We start from the raw sequence: 18,070 nt of genomic DNA on the forward strand, positions 1-18,070 counted from the left end.
CGGCTTGAATGAATTGTTAGCCCCCGTGGCGATTATTTGCGATTGCATGCCGGGTAAGCCCCATGCTGCTGAACATACGACCAAAGTAGAGCGCGCTCAGCGTAGCGTATGAACGCTGAGGTGTGAGGTTCTTCTAGGTCAACGGCCATTACCGATATGAAAAGCCAAGCCGGATCAGATTTGGCATTGTAGGTGCGGGCGAATGTTGCGCCGCCAGAGTGTCCAAGCTTGCCGAGAAAGCCAGAGCGATTGAATTGGTAGAGGCGGCCGTGCAGAGATTGGCCGCAAGTCTCACCGATGTAGATGAGTTTTGTAGATAGCTCGGGCTTGCCTTTGGGCGCTTGATCCTTGAACTCGGAGAGCATGTATACGCCGGGCAATTCCAGTGGCAGGTTTGCACGCTGCGACCAAGGCGTCCATGCGGTGAACTTGGCGAGAATGTCGGTCAAGGGGGCTAACGCCTGAATTAAGCCGCGCCCCGAAGGGGCGTCGGCTTGAATGAATTGTTAGGCCCCGCTCCGATACAGAATGCAATGCCAGCCGCAAGTCCGAAACCGGCTCCATACAGCAGTTGCGCCAGTTCAAATTGGTGACCCCAACGAATGGCTATTGTGAGCAGCGTGAAGGAGGCTGCTCCGATTAGTACGGAGCCAATGCATACGGACAGGATGTTTAGCATGTTGTGCGAGCGGAGCCAAAGCACAAAGGGCAGGCCGAGTGTCAGCATTGCGACGAGCGCAATGGGAAATGCGACTAGGTAAGCCAAGGACACCGTGCTGAGCACTTCGGTGAAAGAAGGGAGATCGGTGCCAGTGAAGAGAATGATGCCAATTAAACAAACTGGAGGGGCGAGAGATGCTAAGAGCATGCCAAGCCAGAGAGGTCGTTTGTGTTGTGAAACTTCCATAAGGGGCCTAACGCCTGAATTAAGCCGACCCGCGAAGCGGGTTCGGCTTGAATGAATTGTTAGGGGCAGCTCCGCGAGAGTTCGGCATATTGGTCCCTAGAGATGTCGCTGATCTTAGATGAGCTCTCTCCGGAACTGCCCTCTGGAACGAGTGTAACCGTTGCCTGGTATGAGCCAGGAACAGCCTCGGTGATGATGGGCTTATAGCCCGGAGCCGAGACGCCAAACTCGAACGGGAGTGCATCAGATCCACCAATCGAGAAGCAGCCGGACTGAGCCGTGCGGATCTCGTGGTTATAGAGGCGAATGGAGACATTCTGGACTGGTTGATGCGACACCGCGTCAGTAACTGTTCCCGAAATGTACGTGCCGAGATGACATGGCGTGAAGTGGCAGCAGCCGCTGAGGAGTAGCGGGATGCCAACGAAAAGTACCTTTGAGAACGATGATTTCACTAGCGGCCCCTAACACCAGAATTAAGCCGACCCGCGAAGCGGGTTCGGCTTGAATGAATTGTTAGGCCGCTCACCGATAAGAGTGAATTGCCACCTTGGAGCCATATACAGTCTCTCCACTCGCAACTCTCTCAGCAATGATGTCGATCTGTCCAAGTATGCTGCGGTAGTGCCTCCACCAACGAATAACAACTAAGGCGCCAAGCACGAGAAACACTGAAGCGACAAAGATTGAGGCGGAGACGCTATTGAATTTGAAGTAGTACGCAGCAAGTCCGATCACGACTGTGGCGACTAGGGAAGATGCCGCAGTCCCGAGGAGAACTCTACGACGAATTTGCAGAACTGCGATTCGCACATAGGCAACATCCTCTGATCTCAGAACATCATCATTGTCCATAGCGGCCTAACGCCTGAATTAAGCCGCGCCGCGAAGCGGCGTCGGCTTGAATGAATTGTTAGGCACCGCCCCGCAGACCGGAAAAGCCTGCGCCCAACAGAGCGATGCCTACGGCAAGATGCAAAAGCAGCAGGGTCCAGTCTCGGCGGTCCCAGGCGGATAGGTAAGTAAGGCTGAAACTAAAGTCATCAGCCGTACCCAGCCTGGTCCGCACGCGAGTCCGAACTCTGTAGCCACCGACCACAATCATAGTGAACCCCGCCAGCACTAGTGCGGTGGTGAGCACTGACTCGCCGGAGGCAAGCATCATGCCGCCGGTGAGAAGGCAGAACATGAGGATGAGTGCGGTGCGTGCAGCCTTGATCACAGGAAACTCCGTGTCACTTGCATAGGTGCCTAACACCAGAATTAAGCCGACCCGCGAAGCGGGTTCGGCTTGAATGAATTGTTAGCTGCCATTGGGGCGCCAATGGAGCAAGAGTTTTTGGATTGGATGGATTGCAGCGTGCTCCCCGGGCCCACAGGAGAACAATTGCCAGCCACTGCCGGAGGAAAGGTCAGCCGGCCACCAATCCCTATCAAACGGAGCAGTTGGAACCGAAGCGACTGCTTGGCATGGAGGGCGCCACGATGCGTCCCCGAAACTGGCGGCAAGCATGCTCTGGTTTGTGTCCATGTCATGCGCCTCGCGGATGTCGCGTGATGAGGCGGGTAGCCAGGATGGAAACCAGCCGCTTTGAAGAGCGTCGCGCTGCACTAGCTCGTCGTATGTTTTGAAGGATTGGCTAGTGCGATCGCAGCTCGCAAGAGCCAAGAATGAAACGGCAACGAGTAGAAAAACTCTCATGGCAGCTAACGCCTGAATTAAGCCGACCCGCGAAGCGGGTTCGGCTTGAATGAATTGTTAGGCCGCTCACCGCAGGAGTGCGGCAACGGCCTGTCGGAACTGACTAATCTTGGCATGGTTTTGCGGAACACTCTCGAGATCTCCCTCAGTTAGGAAGTCTGTGGCGTCTGCCCAATTCCCGTCAGCGCGATGCTGCTGCACGAAGCCCCAGCCATCTTTACCATCCCAAACAAGTCGGATGAGATTGCTGCCGTTGGCATAGGTCGCTACATAGCTACCAAACACGTCTGGCCGCAAATCTTCAGAGGTCAGCTGGGCACCAAGCTCTTGCAGCAACTCTTTGAGCATTGTGTAAGGGTGCATGAGCGGCCTAACACCGGAATTAAGCCGACCCGCGAAGCGGGTTCGGCTTGAATGAATTGTTAGGCCGCAGCCAACATTTTCTGCTACTCATGCTCAAAGCAGACCCCCGCGACTTATGTGCAATTGGCCCACAGCAATGAACGCTAAGGTAAACCATACAACGGAAAAGGCTACTCCGACCAAGATGCCTCGCGACACTGAGACTCCTGACCGTCTAGATAGCTGAGCATTGAGAGCTGCAAAAAGCAGGAGCGCGAGTCCAGCAAAAGCGAGATGGAAAGGCCAATAGAGCAATAGGCTCAGACCAACACCAGGACCTTGATCAAGACCAGCTGCCACTAGCTCAGCTAGCACGGGAACGAACAAGAGGCCGATACCAAGGGCTACATTTGCTCGGAGCATCTGCATGTCTCGATCTGCGGCCTAACACCAGAATTAAGCCGACCCGCGAAGCGGGTTCGGCTTGAATGATTTGTTAGGCCTCATGGCTAGTAGCCTCCGAGAGCCTCGCCTGAAAATTGGTTGCCAGCATCCGATCTACTGCGCTAAGAGCCTCGGCGGCCTGCTGCGGATCAAACGTGCCACCGTGCAGAACAGCATCAGCCTGATTGTGAAGCGAATATGCAAGATGCGCTGCAGCGCGAACGGCCGGATCAAGAGTGTCACCGCTACCTAAGTGGTGTGCGAGCAACAGCCGAATCTCGTAGACGGCGAACGCCAGTACTTGGTCCTGTGTGAGGGTCATTCGGATGTCGCTCCTTGAGGCCTAACACCTGAATTAAGCCGACCCGCGAAGCGGGTTCGGCTTGAATGAATTGTTATACCTCGAGCAATGATGCATCAAACCACACATCCTCGTAGTCAGCCCCGTCAACCAGGAACCGATAGCCGGGTGGTAGAGCAAGGTACTCGATTGCCGCGGGAAGATACTCGGCGAGATGCTGAACATGCAGCGGAGAGAAGAAGTCATCCGCCTCGGATAGCTCTCCGCACCAGATATACCAGCCACTCGCTCCATCCGAGGGTGGATGGCGTAGCCCATGGATGGGGCCCGTCGTCAGACTCCCGACGGCAAGGCCGAGTTTGGAGCCGAGAGCTGGAGGTGACGGCTCTGCTCCGATCCACTCACATACGGTTTGATGCTTGGCTATGCGCATGCCGGGCTGAGGTATAACACCTGAATTAAGCCGACCCGCGAAGCGGGTTCGGCTTGAATGAATTGTTAGGCCGCGCCCGATAAGTCATACGGCCACTCCGATTGCGCGCAACCGCTCAACAACCTGCGCCAATGCCTGCGGATGAGGCTGAAGCTTACGTAGAAAACGGGCACGCCACTTGGACCAGTTTGCAGCAACTGATGGATCTGCCTCTGCCGAGGCGCCTGGATCGTCGTCGAACCCGAACTCAAAGCCACAGCTACACATAGCGAATGAGGGGCTACTGTCGCTGTAGTAGGGCTGCTCGGTCAGCTCAACACTGCCGCAAATAGGGCACGCCCAGAGCCCAAACTCCGAGCGGTACAAGTCAGCCGAGGTGCCGTCTCTGAGAGTTACGCGATGAGCTTCCATAGCGGCCTAACACCAGAATTAAGCCGACCCGCGAAGCGGGTTCGGCTTGAATGACTTGTTAGGCCCCGGTACCGTAGGGGCCCGGTGGGGATTGTGCTGCTACAGCCCTGGTTGACTCAAGGAAGTCGTGGATGGCAGCCGGATCGGTTGTTTGGCCGGGAGCAGTAAGGCCCGCGTAGCAGAACAGAAAGTCCGACACCGACGTATCGCCGCGCGCGAGATATGCGCTGACGAAGTGCTCCATGACTCGGTATGCATCTTGGACCGAGATCACTTGTCGTAATGAGTTCTCCAGATCGGGAAGATCTTTCATACGGGGCCTAACACCTAGTAGACCCCATTCCAGGGTAATAGCGCGGAGTATTCAGGCTTGCCTCGTGGGCGTCAATCGGGGTTTTCCTATGCTGGATCAATCGCTTGGCTGATGGCCTTGGTGCAGCTCGGATGCGACGTTGCCTGCGTTAGTCGCATGGAATGCAGGGGCTATGGAATATCAGTCGGGAGACGGGGCGGTATCGGGTTCGGGGGCGGTGGGGCGTGTGGGGTTGATGGAGGAAGTCACGCGAAGGTTGCGCGTGGGTCATTACAGCTTGCGCACCGAGCGGGCTTACCTGGGATGGATCCGCCGGTTCATTCTGGCCAATGGCAAACGTCATCCGCGCGAGCTCGGGGCGGTGCAGGTCGAGGCATTCCTGACGAATCTGGCAGTCGAGGGCAAGGTGGCGGCGAGTACGCAGAACCAGGCGCTGTCCGCAGTGCTGTTCCTGTATCGCGAGGTCCTGGGCCTGAAGCTCGCATGGATGGACGATGTGGTGCGTGCCAAGCGGCCGCTGCGGGTCCCCACGGTGCTGTCGCACTTGGAGGTAAGGGCCTTGCTGGCCCACATGGACGGACGCATGGCGCTGCTCGCCCGGCTGCTGTATGGCAGCGGCATGCGATTGATGGAAGGCGTGCGTGTGCGTGTGAAGGACGTCGATTTCGCCCGCAACGAGATCACTGTGCGGGAGGGCAAGGGTGGAAAGGATCGCCGGACGGTGTTGCCGGCGTCCCTGGTGCCGACGTTGCAGGCGGAGGTGGAGCGCGTGCACGTCCTGCACCAGCAGGACCTGGCGCAGGGTGCGGGAGAGGTCTGGCTGCCGCATGCGCTTTCGCGCAAGTATCCGAGCGCCGGGCGCGAACTGGGGTGGCAGTACGTGTTCCCCGCGCGGAACCTCAGTCTGGATCCGCGCGATGACCGGTGGCGACGCCACCACCTGGACGAGGCGATGCTGGCGCGGGCGCTCAAGCGGGCGCGGGTGTCGGCGGGCATCACCAAGCCGGTGACTGCGCACACGCTGCGCCACTCCTTCGCCACCCATCTGATCGAAAGCGGCTACGACATCCGCACCGTGCAGGAACTGCTCGGCCACAAGGACGTCGCGACTACCCAGATATACACACACGTCCTCAATCGGGGCGCTGGTGCGGTGCTCAGTCCCCTGGACCGCTGACATGGAACCGACGCGCATGCGGAAGCTGCCGTTGCCGCCGTTCGGGATGGCGTGCACGGCTGCCTTGCTGCTCGGCATGGTCGTCATGCTCTGGCGTCCTGCGCTGCCCACGATGACGATCCTGTGGTGCGCGCTCGCGCTCGCGCTCGCGCTCGGGCTCGTCGGTTGGTTGTCTCCCTCCCGGTGGCGTTGGCTGGGCGCCGCGTTGGCGGGTATCGGTTGGGCAGGACTGCATGCGGCGTGGAGCCTGGGTTCACAGCTGCCTGCGGCATGGGAAGGGCGTGACGTGGTAGTTAGCGGGCAGGTGGTCGGCCTGCCTGACCCACAGGCGCGGCGAACCCGCTTCCTGCTGCGCGTTGATGACGGGGAACGCCAACCCGCGCCATTGCGCGGCAGGCAGATCCGGTTGGCGTGGTACGACGATTTCGGTGCGACGAAGCCTGGACCACGCATGCAACTGGGTGCGGGCGAGCGTTGGCAGTTCGAGGTTCGCGTGCGAGCACCGCGCGGGCTGGCCAACCCCGGCGGCGTGGATGCGGAACGCCATGCGGCGGCCCAGCGCATCAGCGCCATGGGCTATGTGCGCGATGCCACGCGTGCGCGTCGGCTGTCGCCGGGAGGGGGTATTGATGCGTGGCGCAGCGACATGGCCGACAGGATCGGACGTGCGACGCCCGGTCCGTCGGCGCGCTTCGTGCGGGCGCTGGCACTGGGAGACACGCGGGCGCTGGAGGATGCCGACTGGCAGGTGCTGCGCGCCACGGGCCTGACCCACCTGATCGCCATCTCCGGATTCCACGTGGGGCTGGTGGCGGGATTCTGTGCCTTGGGTGGGGCGGGGGTGTGGAGCTTGTTTTCCGCGCTGTCGAGGAGGATTCCGCGTCCGCAGGCGGCAGGCGCATTGGCGTTGTCCGGCGCGCTGGGATACGCCGCCGTCGCCGGCTTCGCGCTGCCGACGGTACGCACCGTGCTGATGATCGCGGTGGTGGTGATCGCGCGGCTGGCACGGCGCCATGTGCGGCTGGTCGATGCCTTGGCGCTGGCGATGCTGGCGGTGCTGGTGTTCGACCCCTTGTCGCTGCTGGCGGCAGGTTTCTGGCTGAGCTTCGGCGGTGTGGCGTGGCTGGCATGGTGCCTGCCGGCCTCACAGCATTGGGCGAAGGCGTTCCTGCCGGCCCAGGGTGTGGCCACGGTGGGTCTGCTGCCCTTCACCGCCGTGTTGTTCGGCCAGGCTTCGCTCGCAGGCCCGGTGGCCAACCTGATTGCTATTCCATGGTGGAGTCTGGTGGTGGTGCCGCTGTCATTGCTCGGGACAGGGCTGGAAACGGTGCACGTGGGTGCGGGCGCATGGGCATGGCGTGCCGCTGCGGCGTGCTTCGAGTGGAGCTGGGTGCTCTTCGACGGCATGGCGAAACAGCCCTATGCGTTGTGGTGGCTGCCCGAAAGCCGCGCCTGGGCGCTTTGGCTGGCGCTGGGGGGCGGGTTCTGGCTGCTGCTGCCGCGTGGCGTACCGGGGAAAGCGCTTGCGTTGCTGTTGTGGTTGCCACTGCTGTGGCCGGATCGCGAGTTGCCGCGCGAGGGTGAAGTCGAACTGGTGGTGATCGATGTGGGGCAAGGGCTGGCGGTGCTGGTACGCACGGCACACCACGCCTTGCTGTTCGACGCAGGGCCTGCCGTCGAGGAAGGTTTCGATGCGGGCGAACGGGCCGTTGTACCGGCTCTGCGTGCGCTGGGGGTGTCGCGCCTGCACGCGATGGTGATCAGCCATGCCGACAACGATCATGCCGGCGGCGCCGATGCCGTCCGCGATGCCTTTCCGGTGCAGGCGGTGTTGGCGCCGCCGGGCAGCCCGCTGGATGCGCGGGCGCCTTGCGTGGCGGGCGCGTCGTGGATGTGGGATGGCGTGCGCTTCAGCTTCCTGCATCCGGGCCTCCACTTTCCGTACCTGGGCAACGAGGCGAGCTGCGTACTGAAGATGGACACGCCGCATGGGGGCGTCCTGCTGCCGGGCGACATCGGCACCATCGTCGAGCGCGGACTGGTCCATCGCCATGCGGGCTCGCTCAGGTCGGAGGTCGTCGTGCTGCCGCATCACGGCAGCGCCGGCTCCTCCGATCCGGCATTCGTGGCCGCCACATCGCCCCGGCTTGCCGTGAATTCCAGCGGGGCAGGCAACCGCTTCGGGCATCCACGGGCCCAGGTGGTGGCTCGCTGGCAGTCGCGGGGCGGTGAATTGCTTGACACGCAGTCCGGTGGCGCGTTGCGCGTATGGCTGGGTGGCGATGGACTGCGCGTACGTGAACGGCGTCACGACCGGCCACGCTGGTGGGATGCCGTGCGGCGCCAGCGGGCCGGTGGGCTATCCTATCGGCTGGAAGAAGGACGGCCCGATGTGCCGGAGGACTGAACGTGCTGGAACTGGTGAAGGCCGGCGGTTGGCCGATGATCCCGCTGCTGCTGCTCGGCATACTGGCCCTGGCCATCGTGGTGGAACGCTTCTGGTCGCTGCGCCGCAAGGAAATCCTGCCGCCCGGCCTGGGTGAGGAAGTGCGCGCGTGGGCCGGCCGCGGGCAACTGGAGGCGGCGCACATCGATTCGCTGCGCCGCAACTCGCCCCTGGGTGAAGTGCTGGCGGCGGCGCTGGATGTGCGCAACAAGCCGCGCGAGCAGATCCGCGAGCGCATCGAGGACACCGGCCGGCATGTCGTCCACCGGATGGAGAAATTCCTCAACGCCCTCGGCAGCATCGCCTCCGCCGGTCCGCTGCTGGGCCTGCTGGGCACCGTAGTGGGCATGATCCAGATGTTCCTGGGCATCCAGGACAGTGGCGTGGGCGACGTCAACGCGCTGGCGGGGGGTATCGGCAAGGCACTCGTGTGCGCCGCCGCGGGCATGATCGTGGCCATCCCCGCGCTGCTGTTCCATCGCTATTTCCGCGGCAAGGTCACGGGTTACGTGATGGAGATGGAGAAGGAAGCCACGGCGCTGGTCGACGCGCTGGAAGCCCGCCATCCCCGCCCGGTGGCGCGCCCGTCCGGCGTGGTCGCGCCGGCACCCGCCAGCGCCTGAGGCCAACCGCATGCGCATCCGCGACGACCGCGCGCAGGAAGAACCCGAGATCAACCTCGTGCCGTTGATCGACGTGATCCTGGTGCTGATCATCTTCTTCGTCATCACCACCACGTTCGACGCTCGCTCGATGCTGCAGCTCCAACTGCCCAGCGCCCATGGCGAGCCGGTGGCGGCGCAGGTCAAGGCGCTGAGCGTGCTGGTCAATGCGGACGGGCGCTACTTCGTGGACGAGCATGAAGTCCTCCGCCCCGACATCGACGCCCTGAAGCAGACGCTGCAGCAGGTGGCGGGCAGTGACCGCAGCCGCCCCGTGCTGTTGCGCGCCGATGCGCGCACGCCGCACCAAGCGGTGGTGACGGCGCTGGATGCGCTGGGCCAGCTGGGTTTCCGGAAAATCAACATCGCCACCGCGCCGGAGGCGAAGAAGTGAGCCGCGACGGCTCTGCGTGGCAGGTCTACAAGCGGCTGATGGGCTTTGCCAGGCCGTACCGCGGGCTGCTGGCGCTGGCCGCTGTCGGCATGCTGATCGAGGCAGCGGCGGGTGGCGCGTTCAGCAAGCTGATGGAACCGGTGGTCAACGAGACCTTCATCGATCGCGACAAGGCCAAGAGCCTGTTGCTGCCGTTGGCCATCGTGGGTCTGTTCGTCATCCGCGGCATCGCCGGCTACATCACCGACATGGGCATGGGCAAGGCAGCGCGCAGCATCGCCCGCGACGTGCGCGTGAACGTGCTGGGCAAGTACCTGCGGTTGCCGGGCCTGCGTTTCGATACCGAACCCGTGCCTGCCATGCTGGTGCGCCTGGGGTCCGATGCCGACCAGATGGCGCAGGCCGCCGTCGATGCGATGAAGGTCATGCTGCAGCAGGTGCTGCAGATCATCGCGGCACTGGTGGTGATGTTCATCACCAGCTGGCAGGTCACGCTGGCCATCCTGGTCATGGCGCCGCCGCTGGCCTGGATCATGGACAAGGTGGCCAAGCGCTACCGGCGCATCAGCCATCGCATCCAGGAAAGCGGCGCCGAGATGATGCAGGCCGCCGACCAGACCCTGTCCAACCAGCAGGAGGTCAAGGTCTACGGCGCGCAGCAGAGCGAGTTGACGCGATATGCCGGCCTGGCCAACGCGAACCTGAGGCTGGCGATGAAGGTGGAAGCCACCCGCAGCATATCGTCGGCGATGGTGCAGTTGATGGGCTCGGTCGGACTGGCCCTGCTGCTGTTCTTCGCCGGGCGCGAGGCGATGGCCGGGCGCTTGACCGCAGGTGGGTTCGTCACGCTGATGATTTCCATGATGGCCATCATCCCGGCCCTCAAGCAGCTGACCAACGTGCAGAACATGCTGCAGCGGGGCGTCGCCTCGGCACAGCGCCTGTTCTCCGTGCTCGATGCCGAGGACGAGCGGGATGGGGGCAGCCGCGCGCTCGAGCGCTCGAAGGGACTGCTCGAATTCCGCGACATCACCACGCGCTATCCCGGCCAGAGCCGGCCGGCGCTGGAGGGCATCAGTTTCACCGCGCGCCCGGGTACCGTCACCGCCATCGTCGGGCGTTCCGGCAGCGGCAAGTCGACGCTGATCAAGCTGATCCCGCGCTTCTACGAGGCCGAATCCGGCCAGATCCTGCTCGACGGCCATCCGCTGCAGGACTACCGCCTCGCGGACCTGCGCCGGCAGATCGCGCTGGTGGGGCAACAGGTGATGCTGTTCGACGGTACGGTCGCCGCGAACGTGGCGTATGGCGAACTGCAGGGAGCCGAGGCCACGGCCATGGAAGAGGCCGTGCGTGGCGCCAACGCGATGGAATTCGTGCAGGAGATGCCCGAGCGCATGCAGGCGCCGATCGGCAACAAGGGGGGCCGCCTGTCCGGTGGCCAGCGCCAACGCCTGGCGATCGCCCGCGCGATGTTGAAGGATGCGCCGATCCTGATCCTCGACGAGGCCACGGCCGCGCTCGACAACGAATCCGAGCGGCTGGTGCAGAACGCCCTGCAGAAGTTGATGCCGGACCGCACGACGCTCGTCATCGCACATCGCCTGTCGACCATCGAGCACGCCGACCAGGTGCTCGTGCTGGACCAGGGCCGCCTGGTCGAGCAGGGCACGCACGCGGAACTGCTGGCACGAGGCGGGCTCTACGCACATCTTCACCAGATGCAGTTCCGCGAGGGTGAGGCGGGGTGAGCCAGCGCGCGATGCCGCAACCGCCGGATTACTGGTTTGGCAACGGGCGGGTGCCCCTGTGGGCCCGTGCGCTCGCGGGCGTGTACGGGATGCTGGTTGCCCTGCGCAGCTGGCTGTACGGGGTCGGTCTGCTGCGTCAGCAACGGGTGGGCGCGCCGGTCATCGTGGTGGGCAACATCACGGCCGGCGGCACCGGCAAGACGCCGCTGACCATCGCGCTGATGGAGCGATTGCGCGCGGCGGGTTTCAGGCCGGGCGTGGCGAGCCGCGGTTACGGCCGTCGCGACGAGGCGCAGGCGCGCTGGGTGGATGCGGCGACCCCGCCGGACGAGGGGGGGGACGAGCCCGTCCTCATTGCGCGGCATACCGGCACGCGGGTGCGCGTGGACCGTGATCGTGTCGCAGCCGCCAAGGCCCTGGTGGCCGCAGGTTGCGACGTGGTGATCTGCGACGACGGACTGCAGCACTACCGCCTGCAGCGCGACGTGGAGATCGAGGTGATCGATGGCGCGCGCCGCTACGGCAATGGACGGCTCATGCCCGCCGGCCCGCTGCGCGAGCCCGTGGCGCGCGCGGCGACGTGCGGGTTCCGGGTGGTGAACCTGCCGTCATCCGAAGACACGGCCGCCTTCGGTGAATGGCCGATGCAGTTGCAGGCCGATGACGCGCTGCCGTTGCGTGGCGGCCGGCCGAAGCCGCTGGCGGGTTTCGCCGGCCAGCGCGTGCATGCGGTGGCGGGCATCGGCAATCCGGCCCGCTTCTTCGCCATGTTGCGGAGGCAGGGCCTGGGCGTGGTGCCGCATGCGTTCGCGGACCATCATGCGTACCGCGCGGAAGATTTCGCGTTCGGCAGCGAACTGCCGGTCCTCATGACCGAGAAGGATGCGGTGAAGTGCGCCGCATTCGCCAACAACTGGTTCTACAGCGTGCCGGTGGCGGCGAAGCTGCCGGAGGCGTTCTGGGTCGCATTGCTGGACCGGTTGGGTCGCGCGCGTCCGCCAGCGGCCGATCCGAAGTAGATCGTTCCCTTCATCCCTGACCCGAGCCGGATCCCGATGACCGATTTCATCGTCGCCATTCCCGCCCGCTATGCCGCGTCGCGGCTGCCCGGCAAACCGCTGCGCCTCCTTGGCGGCACGCCGCTGGTCGTCCATGTGGCGCGCCGTGCGCTGGCCGCCGGTGCGCGCGAAGTCTGGGTCGCCACGGATGACGCCCGCATCCGTGACGCATTGGTGGCCACCGAGGTGCGTGTGGCGATGACATCCGAACGACATGCCTCAGGCAGCGACCGCCTGGCCGAGTGTGCCGACATCGCCGGATGGGCCGACGACGCGCTGGTGGTGAATCTCCAGGGCGACGAACCGTTCGCACCGCCGGCCGGCATCCGGGCGGTTGCCGACACGCTGGCGTCCAGTGGCGCGGAGATGGCGACGCTGGCGGTACCCGTGGACGACGCGGCCACCTTGTTCGACCCGAACGCGGTCAAGCTGGTGCGTGCCGCCAATGGCGATGCGCTGTACTTCAGTCGCGCGCCGATTCCCTGGCACCGCGATGCCTTCGCGCAGTCGCGCGATGCCCTCCCGCCCGGCCAGTGGTTGCGCCACATCGGCATCTACGCCTATCGTGCCGGCTTCCTGCGCCGGTTCTCGCAGATGCCGCCCGGCCGGCTGGAGCAGGTCGAGTCGCTGGAGCAGTTGCGGGCACTCGAAGCCGGCCACCGCATCGCCGTGGCGCTGGCGCCCGAGCCGTTTCCGCCGGGCGTGGATACCCCCGAAGACCTTGCCCGCGCGGAGTCCATCCTGCGGGGCGCGGACCAGTGAAGCTGCTGGTCGTCTGCCTGGGCAACATCTGCCGCTCTCCGATGGCCGAAGGCGCGTTGCGCGCCCGGCTGGAGGCATCGTCCCTGGCCGGTCAGGTGGAGGTGGATTCGGCCGGCACCGGTGGCTGGCATGCCGGTGAATCGCCGGATCGCCGCGCCATCGCCTGCGCCCGCAGCCATGGTGTCGATATCGGCATGCAGCGCGCACGCCAGCTGTCCGCACGTGATTTCGATGCCTTCGACTGGCTGCTCTGCGCCGACCGCGCGAACCTGCGCGACGTGTTGCGGATCGCGCCTGCAACCCGACGCGACCGGGTGGCGCTGCTGCTGGAATGGGCCGGCGTGCAGGCCGGAGGCGAAGTGCCGGACCCCTATACGGGCGGGCCGGAGGACTTCCAGCGGGTCTGGCGACTGGTCGATTCCGCCGCACAGGCGGTCGTGGCCCGGCTCTCCCCGGAATGAGACTTGGGCATAATCAGGGAAGATGACGGACATGACCTTGGCCCCCGAACTGCCGCGTGCCCTGCAGTGGCTGAATGCACCAGCGACCACGCTGCACGAGCAGCGGGGTCGCATCGTGGCGCTGGCCTTCGTCAACAGTGCCTCGGCCTGGTGCGCGCAGCGGCTCAATGACCTGGCCGTACTGCAGGCCCGCCACCTGGGCCGGCTGCAGGCATTGGCCATCCACGTGCCGCGCTTCGACAGCGAGCGCGACCCGCAAAGCGCCCTCAAACGCCTGCGCCGGCACGGCAACGTGCTGCCGCTCGCGCACGACGCGGACTGGGTGGCGTGGCAGCGCTTCGGGGTGGAATCGTGGCCGACGGTCCTGCTCATCGATGGCGAAGGCCAGGTCCAGCACCGGATCGTGGGTGCGGATGGACTGGCCGAACTGGAGCGGCACATCGCGCGCCTGTGCGACGGATTGCATGTGCCACCGGACGACGACCTGCGGGCGTTCCGCGAAGCCCACCCGGAACCCCGGATGCCGCTGTGCTTCCCTGCCGGACTGGTGGCCACGCCTGATCGCCTGTTCGTCGCCGACAGCGGCCACCACCGCGTGCTGGAGTGCAATCACCTGGGGCGGGTGATCCGGCAGTTCGGCATGGGGACACCCGACCTGGCCGATGGCGAGCTCAACCACGCCGCGTTCCGCCGGCCGCAGGGTCTGGCCCTGGTGCGCGAGTCGCTGTACGTGGCGGACACCGGAAACCATGCCCTGCGGCGCATCAATCTGCCCACCAGCACCGTGGATACGCTCTGCGGCAACGGCCGTGCAGGCGAACCGACCGAGGGCGTGGTCGCCGCGCCCCGCAACGTGGCGCTCAACCAGCCGCAGGCGCTGGTGGTGAACAACAACCATATATTCCTCGCGATGGCGGGCGACAACCGCGTGTGGAGCTACGACCTGGGCACGCGCGAGATCCGCCCGCGGGCCGGCTCCGGGCAACTCGATGTCCGCGATGGCAGCGGGCCGATGGCGGCCTTCGCGCAGCCGGCCGGGCTGGCTGCGGTGCTGCAGACGCTCTACGTCTGCGATGCGGTCGGTTCGGCGGTGCGTTCGATGCAATTGCGTGGCGATACCGTGCAGACACTGATCGGGCAGGGCGCGTGGACGTTCGGTGCCGAGGATGGTCCACGTGACCGCGCGCGCCTCCAGCATCCGCAGGCCATCGCATTGAGTCCCGATGCACCGGTCATGTGGATTGCCGACAGCGGCAACGGCAGCCTGCGCACCCTGCGCCTGGGTGGCGGCGAACTGACCACGGTGGCGCTGCCCCGGACCCTGCATGGTCCGGCGGGTCTTTCCGTCGCCGCAGGCGCGGTATGGATCGCGGAGACGGATGCACACGCAGTGCTGCGCTACGATATCGCCACCGGCGAATTGAGCCACGTTCCGATCGACGAATGAGCGGCAGTCCCCAGGCGGAATTCGACGGCAAGGCGTTCGCTGCCGGCTTGAGCACGGCGCCCGGCGTGTATCGCATGTACGCCGCGGACGACGCCCTGCTGTACGTCGGCAAGGCCGGCGCGCTGCGCAAGCGCGTCGCCAGCTACTTCAACAGTTCGCCCAAGTCGCCGCGCATCCTGTCGATGCTGTCGCAGGTCCTGCGGATGGACGTGACCGTCACCCGCACGGAAGCCGAAGCGCTGCTGCTGGAGAACCAGCTGATCAAGTCGCTGACGCCGCGCTACAACGTGCTGCTGCGCGACGACAAGAGTTATCCCTACGTGCTGCTCACGCGCGAGGAATGGCCCCGTATCGCATTCCATCGTGGCGCCCGTGCGGTGCCGGGGCGCTATTTCGGCCCGTACCCCAGCGTGATCGCGGTTCGCGAAACGCTGAACCTGATGCAGAAGCTGTTCCGCATCCGCAACTGCGAGGACAGCGTGTTCCGCAACCGCTCGCGCCCGTGCCTGCAGTACCAGATCGGGCGCTGCAGCGGGCCGTGCGTGGGGCTGGTGGAAGAGGCGGACTACGCGGAATCGGTACGCCGCGCGGCATTGTTCCTGGACGGGCGCAGCGACGAACTCACGCGCGAGCTCGGCACGGCGATGGAGCAGGCGAGCGCGGAACTCGAATTCGAGAAGGCGGCCCGCCTGCGCGACCTGGTGGCGTCGATCCGCACATTGCAGGCGCGCCAGTACGTGGATGGGCATGCCGCCGACCTGGACGTGCTCGCCTGCGCCATGCAGGGCAGCCACGCCTGTGTGCTGCTGCTGGCCTTCCGCGACGGTCGCAACCTGGGCACGCGCACGTTCTTCCCGAAAACCAACGGCGAGGACAGCGCGGAAGAGGTGCTGGGTGCGTTCGTGTCGCAGTACTACGCCGAGCAGCCCGCGCCGCAGGAAATCGTCCTCGATCGCGAGATTCCGGAAGCGGAACTGATCGAGCATGCGCTGGCCTCGGCGGCGGGTCGCAAGGTCCAGTTGAAGTGGAGCGTCCGCAGCGAACGCGCCGGTTACCTGGATCTCGCGAAGCGCAACGCCGAAATCGCCCTGGTGACCGAGCTGGGCAGCCGCAACGCCCAGACCGCGCGCAGCGAAGCGCTGAAGGAGCTGCTCGCGTTGCCCGACGTCGCCAAGCGCATCGAGTGCTTCGACATCAGCCACACGATGGGTGAAGCCACGGTCGCTTCATGTGTGGTCTTCGATGCCAACGGTGCGGTGCGTTCCCAGTACCGGCGCTACAACATCACCGGCATCACGCCGGGGGATGATTTCGCGGCCATGCACCAGGCCATCGAGCGCCGTTTCCGGCGTGCGGTGGAGGAGGGCGGGGTACTGCCCGATGTCCTGCTCATCGACGGCGGAGCGGGTCAGCTGGCCCAGGCCCAGGCCGCGCTCGCCGACCTGGGTGTGGACGGGGTGGTGCTGGTGGGCGTTGCCAAGGGCGTCGAGCGTCGGGCCGGCCACGAGACGCTAGTGCTGCCTGACGGCCGGGAAGTACGGCCAGGCGCCGCGTCGCCGGCGTTGCAGCTGATCCAGCAGGTGCGCGACGAGGCGCACCGTTTCGCGATCATCGGTCATCGCGGCAAGCGACAGAAGGCGCGCATGACCAGCAAGCTGGAAGACATTCCCGGCATCGGTCCGCGGCGGCGCGCCAGCCTGCTCAAGCATTTCGGAGGATTGGCGGGCCTCAAGGCCGCCGGTGCCGACGAGATCGCGCGCGTGGAAGGCGTGAATGCCGCACTGGCCGAGCGAATCTACGCTAACCTGCACGGGCTGCCGATGCCCGAGGCCGGAACCGAGTAAGCCTGCGATGAAGTTGACCGTCCCCACCTGGCTCACGTTGCTGCGGATCGTGCTGATCCCGGTGCTGGTGCTGGTGTTCTACCTGCCGTATTCGTGGACCAATTTCGCGGCTGCGTTCATCTTCGTCCTGGCGGCGGTCACCGACTGGCTGGATGGCTGGATCGCGCGCCGCTACCACCTGTACTCGGCCTTTGGCGCATTCCTCGATCCGGTGGCCGACAAGCTGATGGTGGCGGTGTCGCTGTTCCTGATCGTGCAGGACAATCCGACCATGTGGATGGCCATCTGGGCTGCCGTCATCGTCGGCCGCGAGATCGCGGTGTCCGCGTTGCGTGAATGGATGGCCGAACTCGGCCAGCGCGCCACGGTGAAGGTGGCTGCCCTCGGCAAGATCAAGACCATCGTGCAGATGGTGGCGTTGTCCTGCCTGCTGTATGCGTCCACCCCCGGCAAGCAGGTGCTGGGCGACATCTGGATGGGCCGCTGGGTGTTCCTGCTGGGCGACTGGTTGCTCGCCATCGCGGCCCTGCTGACACTGTGGTCGGGCATTCAATACCTGCTCGCGGCGTGGCCCATCCTGCGCGACGGCGAGGAAAAGAGTGTTGACATGCCGAAACAAGACGCTACAATTTCGACCTTCTCGACGCGGGAATAGCTCAGTTGGTAGAGCACGACCTTGCCAAGGTCGGGGTCGAGGGTTCGAGTCCCTTTTCCCGCTCCAGATTTCGTCCTGAGAAGGATGGTTCCCAAAGCCCCGTTCGCGGGGCTTTGTGTTGCAGGACGCTTGAAAAGGCGTCGTGATTGCGCCAGTCTGGCGCGGTCGCCACCGGCCTGGTGGCAGAGTGGTTATGCAGCGGACTGCAAATCCGCGTACGCCGGTTCAATTCCGACCCAGGCCTCCAAATCCGGGGATCGCCACGATCTCCCAACGCGGGAATAGCTCAGTTGGTAGAGCACGACCTTGCCAAGGTCGGGGTCGAGGGTTCGAGTCCCTTTTCCCGCTCCATATACGCTCCCTGGTGAGCACGGAAGAAGCCCCGCATGCGGGGCTTCTTCTTTTCCGGTCTGTCCATCGGCACATTCAGGCGCTTTCCAATGCGGCGTGACTGAGGCAGGCTATCCGCATGCCCGGATGGCGAAACTGGTAGACGCATCGGACTTAAAATCCGCCGGCCGCGAGGCCATGCCGGTTCGATTCCGGCTCCGGGCACCATC

At 64.7% G+C, this 18,070-nt stretch carries 17 protein-coding genes and 4 tRNA genes; 15 read left to right on the forward strand and 6 right to left on the reverse strand.

Going from position 1 to position 18,070, the window contains the following annotated elements:
* Positions 1–32 precede the first annotated feature (32 nt).
* The 6 genes from AC3DET_RS09925 to AC3DET_RS09950 form a co-directional block, all read right to left on the reverse strand.
* Positions 33–449, reverse strand: a complete 417-nt coding sequence (locus AC3DET_RS09925) for a hypothetical protein (protein WP_488391489.1) — start codon at positions 447–449, stop codon at positions 33–35.
* Between the two features lie 517 nt (positions 450–966).
* Positions 967–1,362, reverse strand: coding sequence for a carboxypeptidase-like regulatory domain-containing protein (locus AC3DET_RS09930; protein WP_488391490.1), 396 nt, complete (start codon positions 1,360–1,362; stop codon positions 967–969).
* An 848-nt stretch (positions 1,363–2,210) separates the two neighbouring features.
* The gene (locus AC3DET_RS09935) at positions 2,211–2,609 is read right to left on the reverse strand and encodes a YbbD-related protein (RefSeq protein WP_488391491.1); all 399 of its coding nucleotides are present in this window, start codon (positions 2,607–2,609) and stop codon (positions 2,211–2,213) included.
* A 66-nt stretch (positions 2,610–2,675) separates the two neighbouring features.
* The gene (locus tag AC3DET_RS09940; RefSeq protein ID WP_488391492.1) at positions 2,676–2,957 is read right to left on the reverse strand and encodes a hypothetical protein; all 282 of its coding nucleotides are present in this window, start codon (positions 2,955–2,957) and stop codon (positions 2,676–2,678) included.
* Positions 2,958–3,447: 490 nt separating this feature from the next.
* Positions 3,448–3,717 (reverse strand): hypothetical protein, encoded by a 270-nt coding sequence (locus AC3DET_RS09945; RefSeq protein WP_488391493.1) that lies wholly within the window; start codon positions 3,715–3,717, stop codon positions 3,448–3,450.
* Between the two features lie 73 nt (positions 3,718–3,790).
* Positions 3,791–4,129 (reverse strand): immunity protein Imm33 domain-containing protein, encoded by a 339-nt coding sequence (locus AC3DET_RS09950; protein WP_488391494.1) that lies wholly within the window; start codon positions 4,127–4,129, stop codon positions 3,791–3,793.
* A gap of 896 nt (positions 4,130–5,025) precedes the next feature.
* On the opposite strand from AC3DET_RS09950, the gene AC3DET_RS09955 reads away from it, so the two are divergent.
* The 15 genes from AC3DET_RS09955 (at position 5,026) to AC3DET_RS10025 (ending at position 18,068) form a co-directional block, all read left to right on the forward strand.
* Positions 5,026–6,030, forward strand: coding sequence for an integron integrase (locus AC3DET_RS09955; RefSeq protein ID WP_488391495.1), 1,005 nt, complete (start codon positions 5,026–5,028; stop codon positions 6,028–6,030).
* Between the two features lies 1 nt (position 6,031).
* Entirely contained in the window at positions 6,032–8,437 is a 2,406-nt protein-coding gene (locus AC3DET_RS09960; protein ID WP_488391496.1) for a DNA internalization-related competence protein ComEC/Rec2, read from the forward strand.
* Positions 8,438–8,439: 2 nt separating this feature from the next.
* Entirely contained in the window at positions 8,440–9,099 is a 660-nt protein-coding gene (locus AC3DET_RS09965) for a MotA/TolQ/ExbB proton channel family protein (RefSeq protein ID WP_192202767.1), read from the forward strand.
* A gap of 10 nt (positions 9,100–9,109) precedes the next feature.
* Positions 9,110–9,532 (forward strand): ExbD/TolR family protein, encoded by a 423-nt coding sequence (locus AC3DET_RS09970; protein WP_337732201.1) that lies wholly within the window; start codon positions 9,110–9,112, stop codon positions 9,530–9,532.
* 38 nt (positions 9,533–9,570) lie between these two features.
* Positions 9,571–11,283: a lipid A export permease/ATP-binding protein MsbA gene (gene msbA, locus AC3DET_RS09975; protein ID WP_488391726.1), complete on the forward strand. Its 1,713-nt coding sequence runs from the start codon at positions 9,571–9,573 to the stop codon at positions 11,281–11,283.
* The gene (gene lpxK / locus AC3DET_RS09980) at positions 11,280–12,302 is read left to right on the forward strand and encodes a tetraacyldisaccharide 4'-kinase (RefSeq protein ID WP_488391497.1); all 1,023 of its coding nucleotides are present in this window, start codon (positions 11,280–11,282) and stop codon (positions 12,300–12,302) included. Before msbA ends, lpxK begins: the two co-directional genes overlap by 4 nt.
* A 36-nt stretch (positions 12,303–12,338) precedes the next feature.
* Positions 12,339–13,103: a 3-deoxy-manno-octulosonate cytidylyltransferase gene (kdsB, locus tag AC3DET_RS09985; protein ID WP_488391498.1), complete on the forward strand. Its 765-nt coding sequence runs from the start codon at positions 12,339–12,341 to the stop codon at positions 13,101–13,103.
* Entirely contained in the window at positions 13,100–13,564 is a 465-nt protein-coding gene (locus AC3DET_RS09990) for a low molecular weight protein-tyrosine-phosphatase (RefSeq protein ID WP_337732198.1), read from the forward strand. Before kdsB ends, AC3DET_RS09990 begins: the two co-directional genes overlap by 4 nt.
* A gap of 31 nt (positions 13,565–13,595) precedes the next feature.
* Complete coding sequence (locus AC3DET_RS09995; RefSeq protein WP_488391499.1) at positions 13,596–15,011, forward strand: NHL repeat-containing thioredoxin family protein; 1,416 nt, start codon at positions 13,596–13,598, stop codon at positions 15,009–15,011.
* Positions 15,008–16,855 (forward strand): excinuclease ABC subunit UvrC, encoded by a 1,848-nt coding sequence (gene uvrC / locus AC3DET_RS10000; RefSeq protein WP_488391500.1) that lies wholly within the window; start codon positions 15,008–15,010, stop codon positions 16,853–16,855. Before AC3DET_RS09995 ends, uvrC begins: the two co-directional genes overlap by 4 nt.
* Positions 16,856–16,862: 7 nt before the next feature.
* Positions 16,863–17,510, forward strand: a complete 648-nt coding sequence (pgsA, locus tag AC3DET_RS10005) for a CDP-diacylglycerol--glycerol-3-phosphate 3-phosphatidyltransferase (RefSeq protein ID WP_192202760.1) — start codon at positions 16,863–16,865, stop codon at positions 17,508–17,510.
* A tRNA-Gly gene (locus tag AC3DET_RS10010) sits at positions 17,501–17,576 on the forward strand. Before pgsA ends, AC3DET_RS10010 begins: the two co-directional genes overlap by 10 nt.
* A 107-nt stretch (positions 17,577–17,683) precedes the next feature.
* A tRNA-Cys gene (locus AC3DET_RS10015) sits at positions 17,684–17,757 on the forward strand.
* A gap of 28 nt (positions 17,758–17,785) precedes the next feature.
* Positions 17,786–17,861, forward strand: a tRNA-Gly gene (locus AC3DET_RS10020).
* Positions 17,862–17,981: 120 nt separating this feature from the next.
* Positions 17,982–18,068 (forward strand) — tRNA-Leu (locus tag AC3DET_RS10025).
* The last annotated feature ends 2 nt before the right edge of the window (positions 18,069–18,070 follow it).

This window comes from Pseudoxanthomonas sp. 97-1-1 (genome assembly GCF_057773125.1).

Bases quoted from the DNA above. Each gene is read 5' to 3' on its own strand.
- AC3DET_RS09935 (WP_488391491.1), bottom strand. From the start codon at position 2,609: ATGAGAGTTTTTCTACTCGTTGCCGTTTCATTCTTGGCTCTTGCGAGC.
- AC3DET_RS09940 (WP_488391492.1), bottom strand. From the start codon at position 2,957: ATGCTCAAAGAGTTGCTGCAAGAGCTTGGTGCCCAGCTGACCTCTGAA.
- AC3DET_RS09945 (WP_488391493.1), bottom strand. From the start codon at position 3,717: ATGACCCTCACACAGGACCAAGTACTGGCGTTCGCCGTCTACGAGATT.
- AC3DET_RS09950 (WP_488391494.1), bottom strand. From the start codon at position 4,129: ATGCGCATAGCCAAGCATCAAACCGTATGTGAGTGGATCGGAGCAGAG.
- AC3DET_RS09955 (WP_488391495.1), top strand. From the start codon at position 5,026: ATGGAATATCAGTCGGGAGACGGGGCGGTATCGGGTTCGGGGGCGGTG.
- AC3DET_RS09960 (WP_488391496.1), top strand. From the start codon at position 6,032: ATGGAACCGACGCGCATGCGGAAGCTGCCGTTGCCGCCGTTCGGGATG.
- AC3DET_RS09970 (WP_337732201.1), top strand. From the start codon at position 9,110: ATGCGCATCCGCGACGACCGCGCGCAGGAAGAACCCGAGATCAACCTC.
- msbA (WP_488391726.1), top strand. From the start codon at position 9,571: ATGGGCTTTGCCAGGCCGTACCGCGGGCTGCTGGCGCTGGCCGCTGTC.
- kdsB (WP_488391498.1), top strand. From the start codon at position 12,339: ATGACCGATTTCATCGTCGCCATTCCCGCCCGCTATGCCGCGTCGCGG.
- AC3DET_RS09995 (WP_488391499.1), top strand. From the start codon at position 13,596: ATGACCTTGGCCCCCGAACTGCCGCGTGCCCTGCAGTGGCTGAATGCA.
- uvrC (WP_488391500.1), top strand. From the start codon at position 15,008: ATGAGCGGCAGTCCCCAGGCGGAATTCGACGGCAAGGCGTTCGCTGCC.
- pgsA (WP_192202760.1), top strand. From the start codon at position 16,863: ATGAAGTTGACCGTCCCCACCTGGCTCACGTTGCTGCGGATCGTGCTG.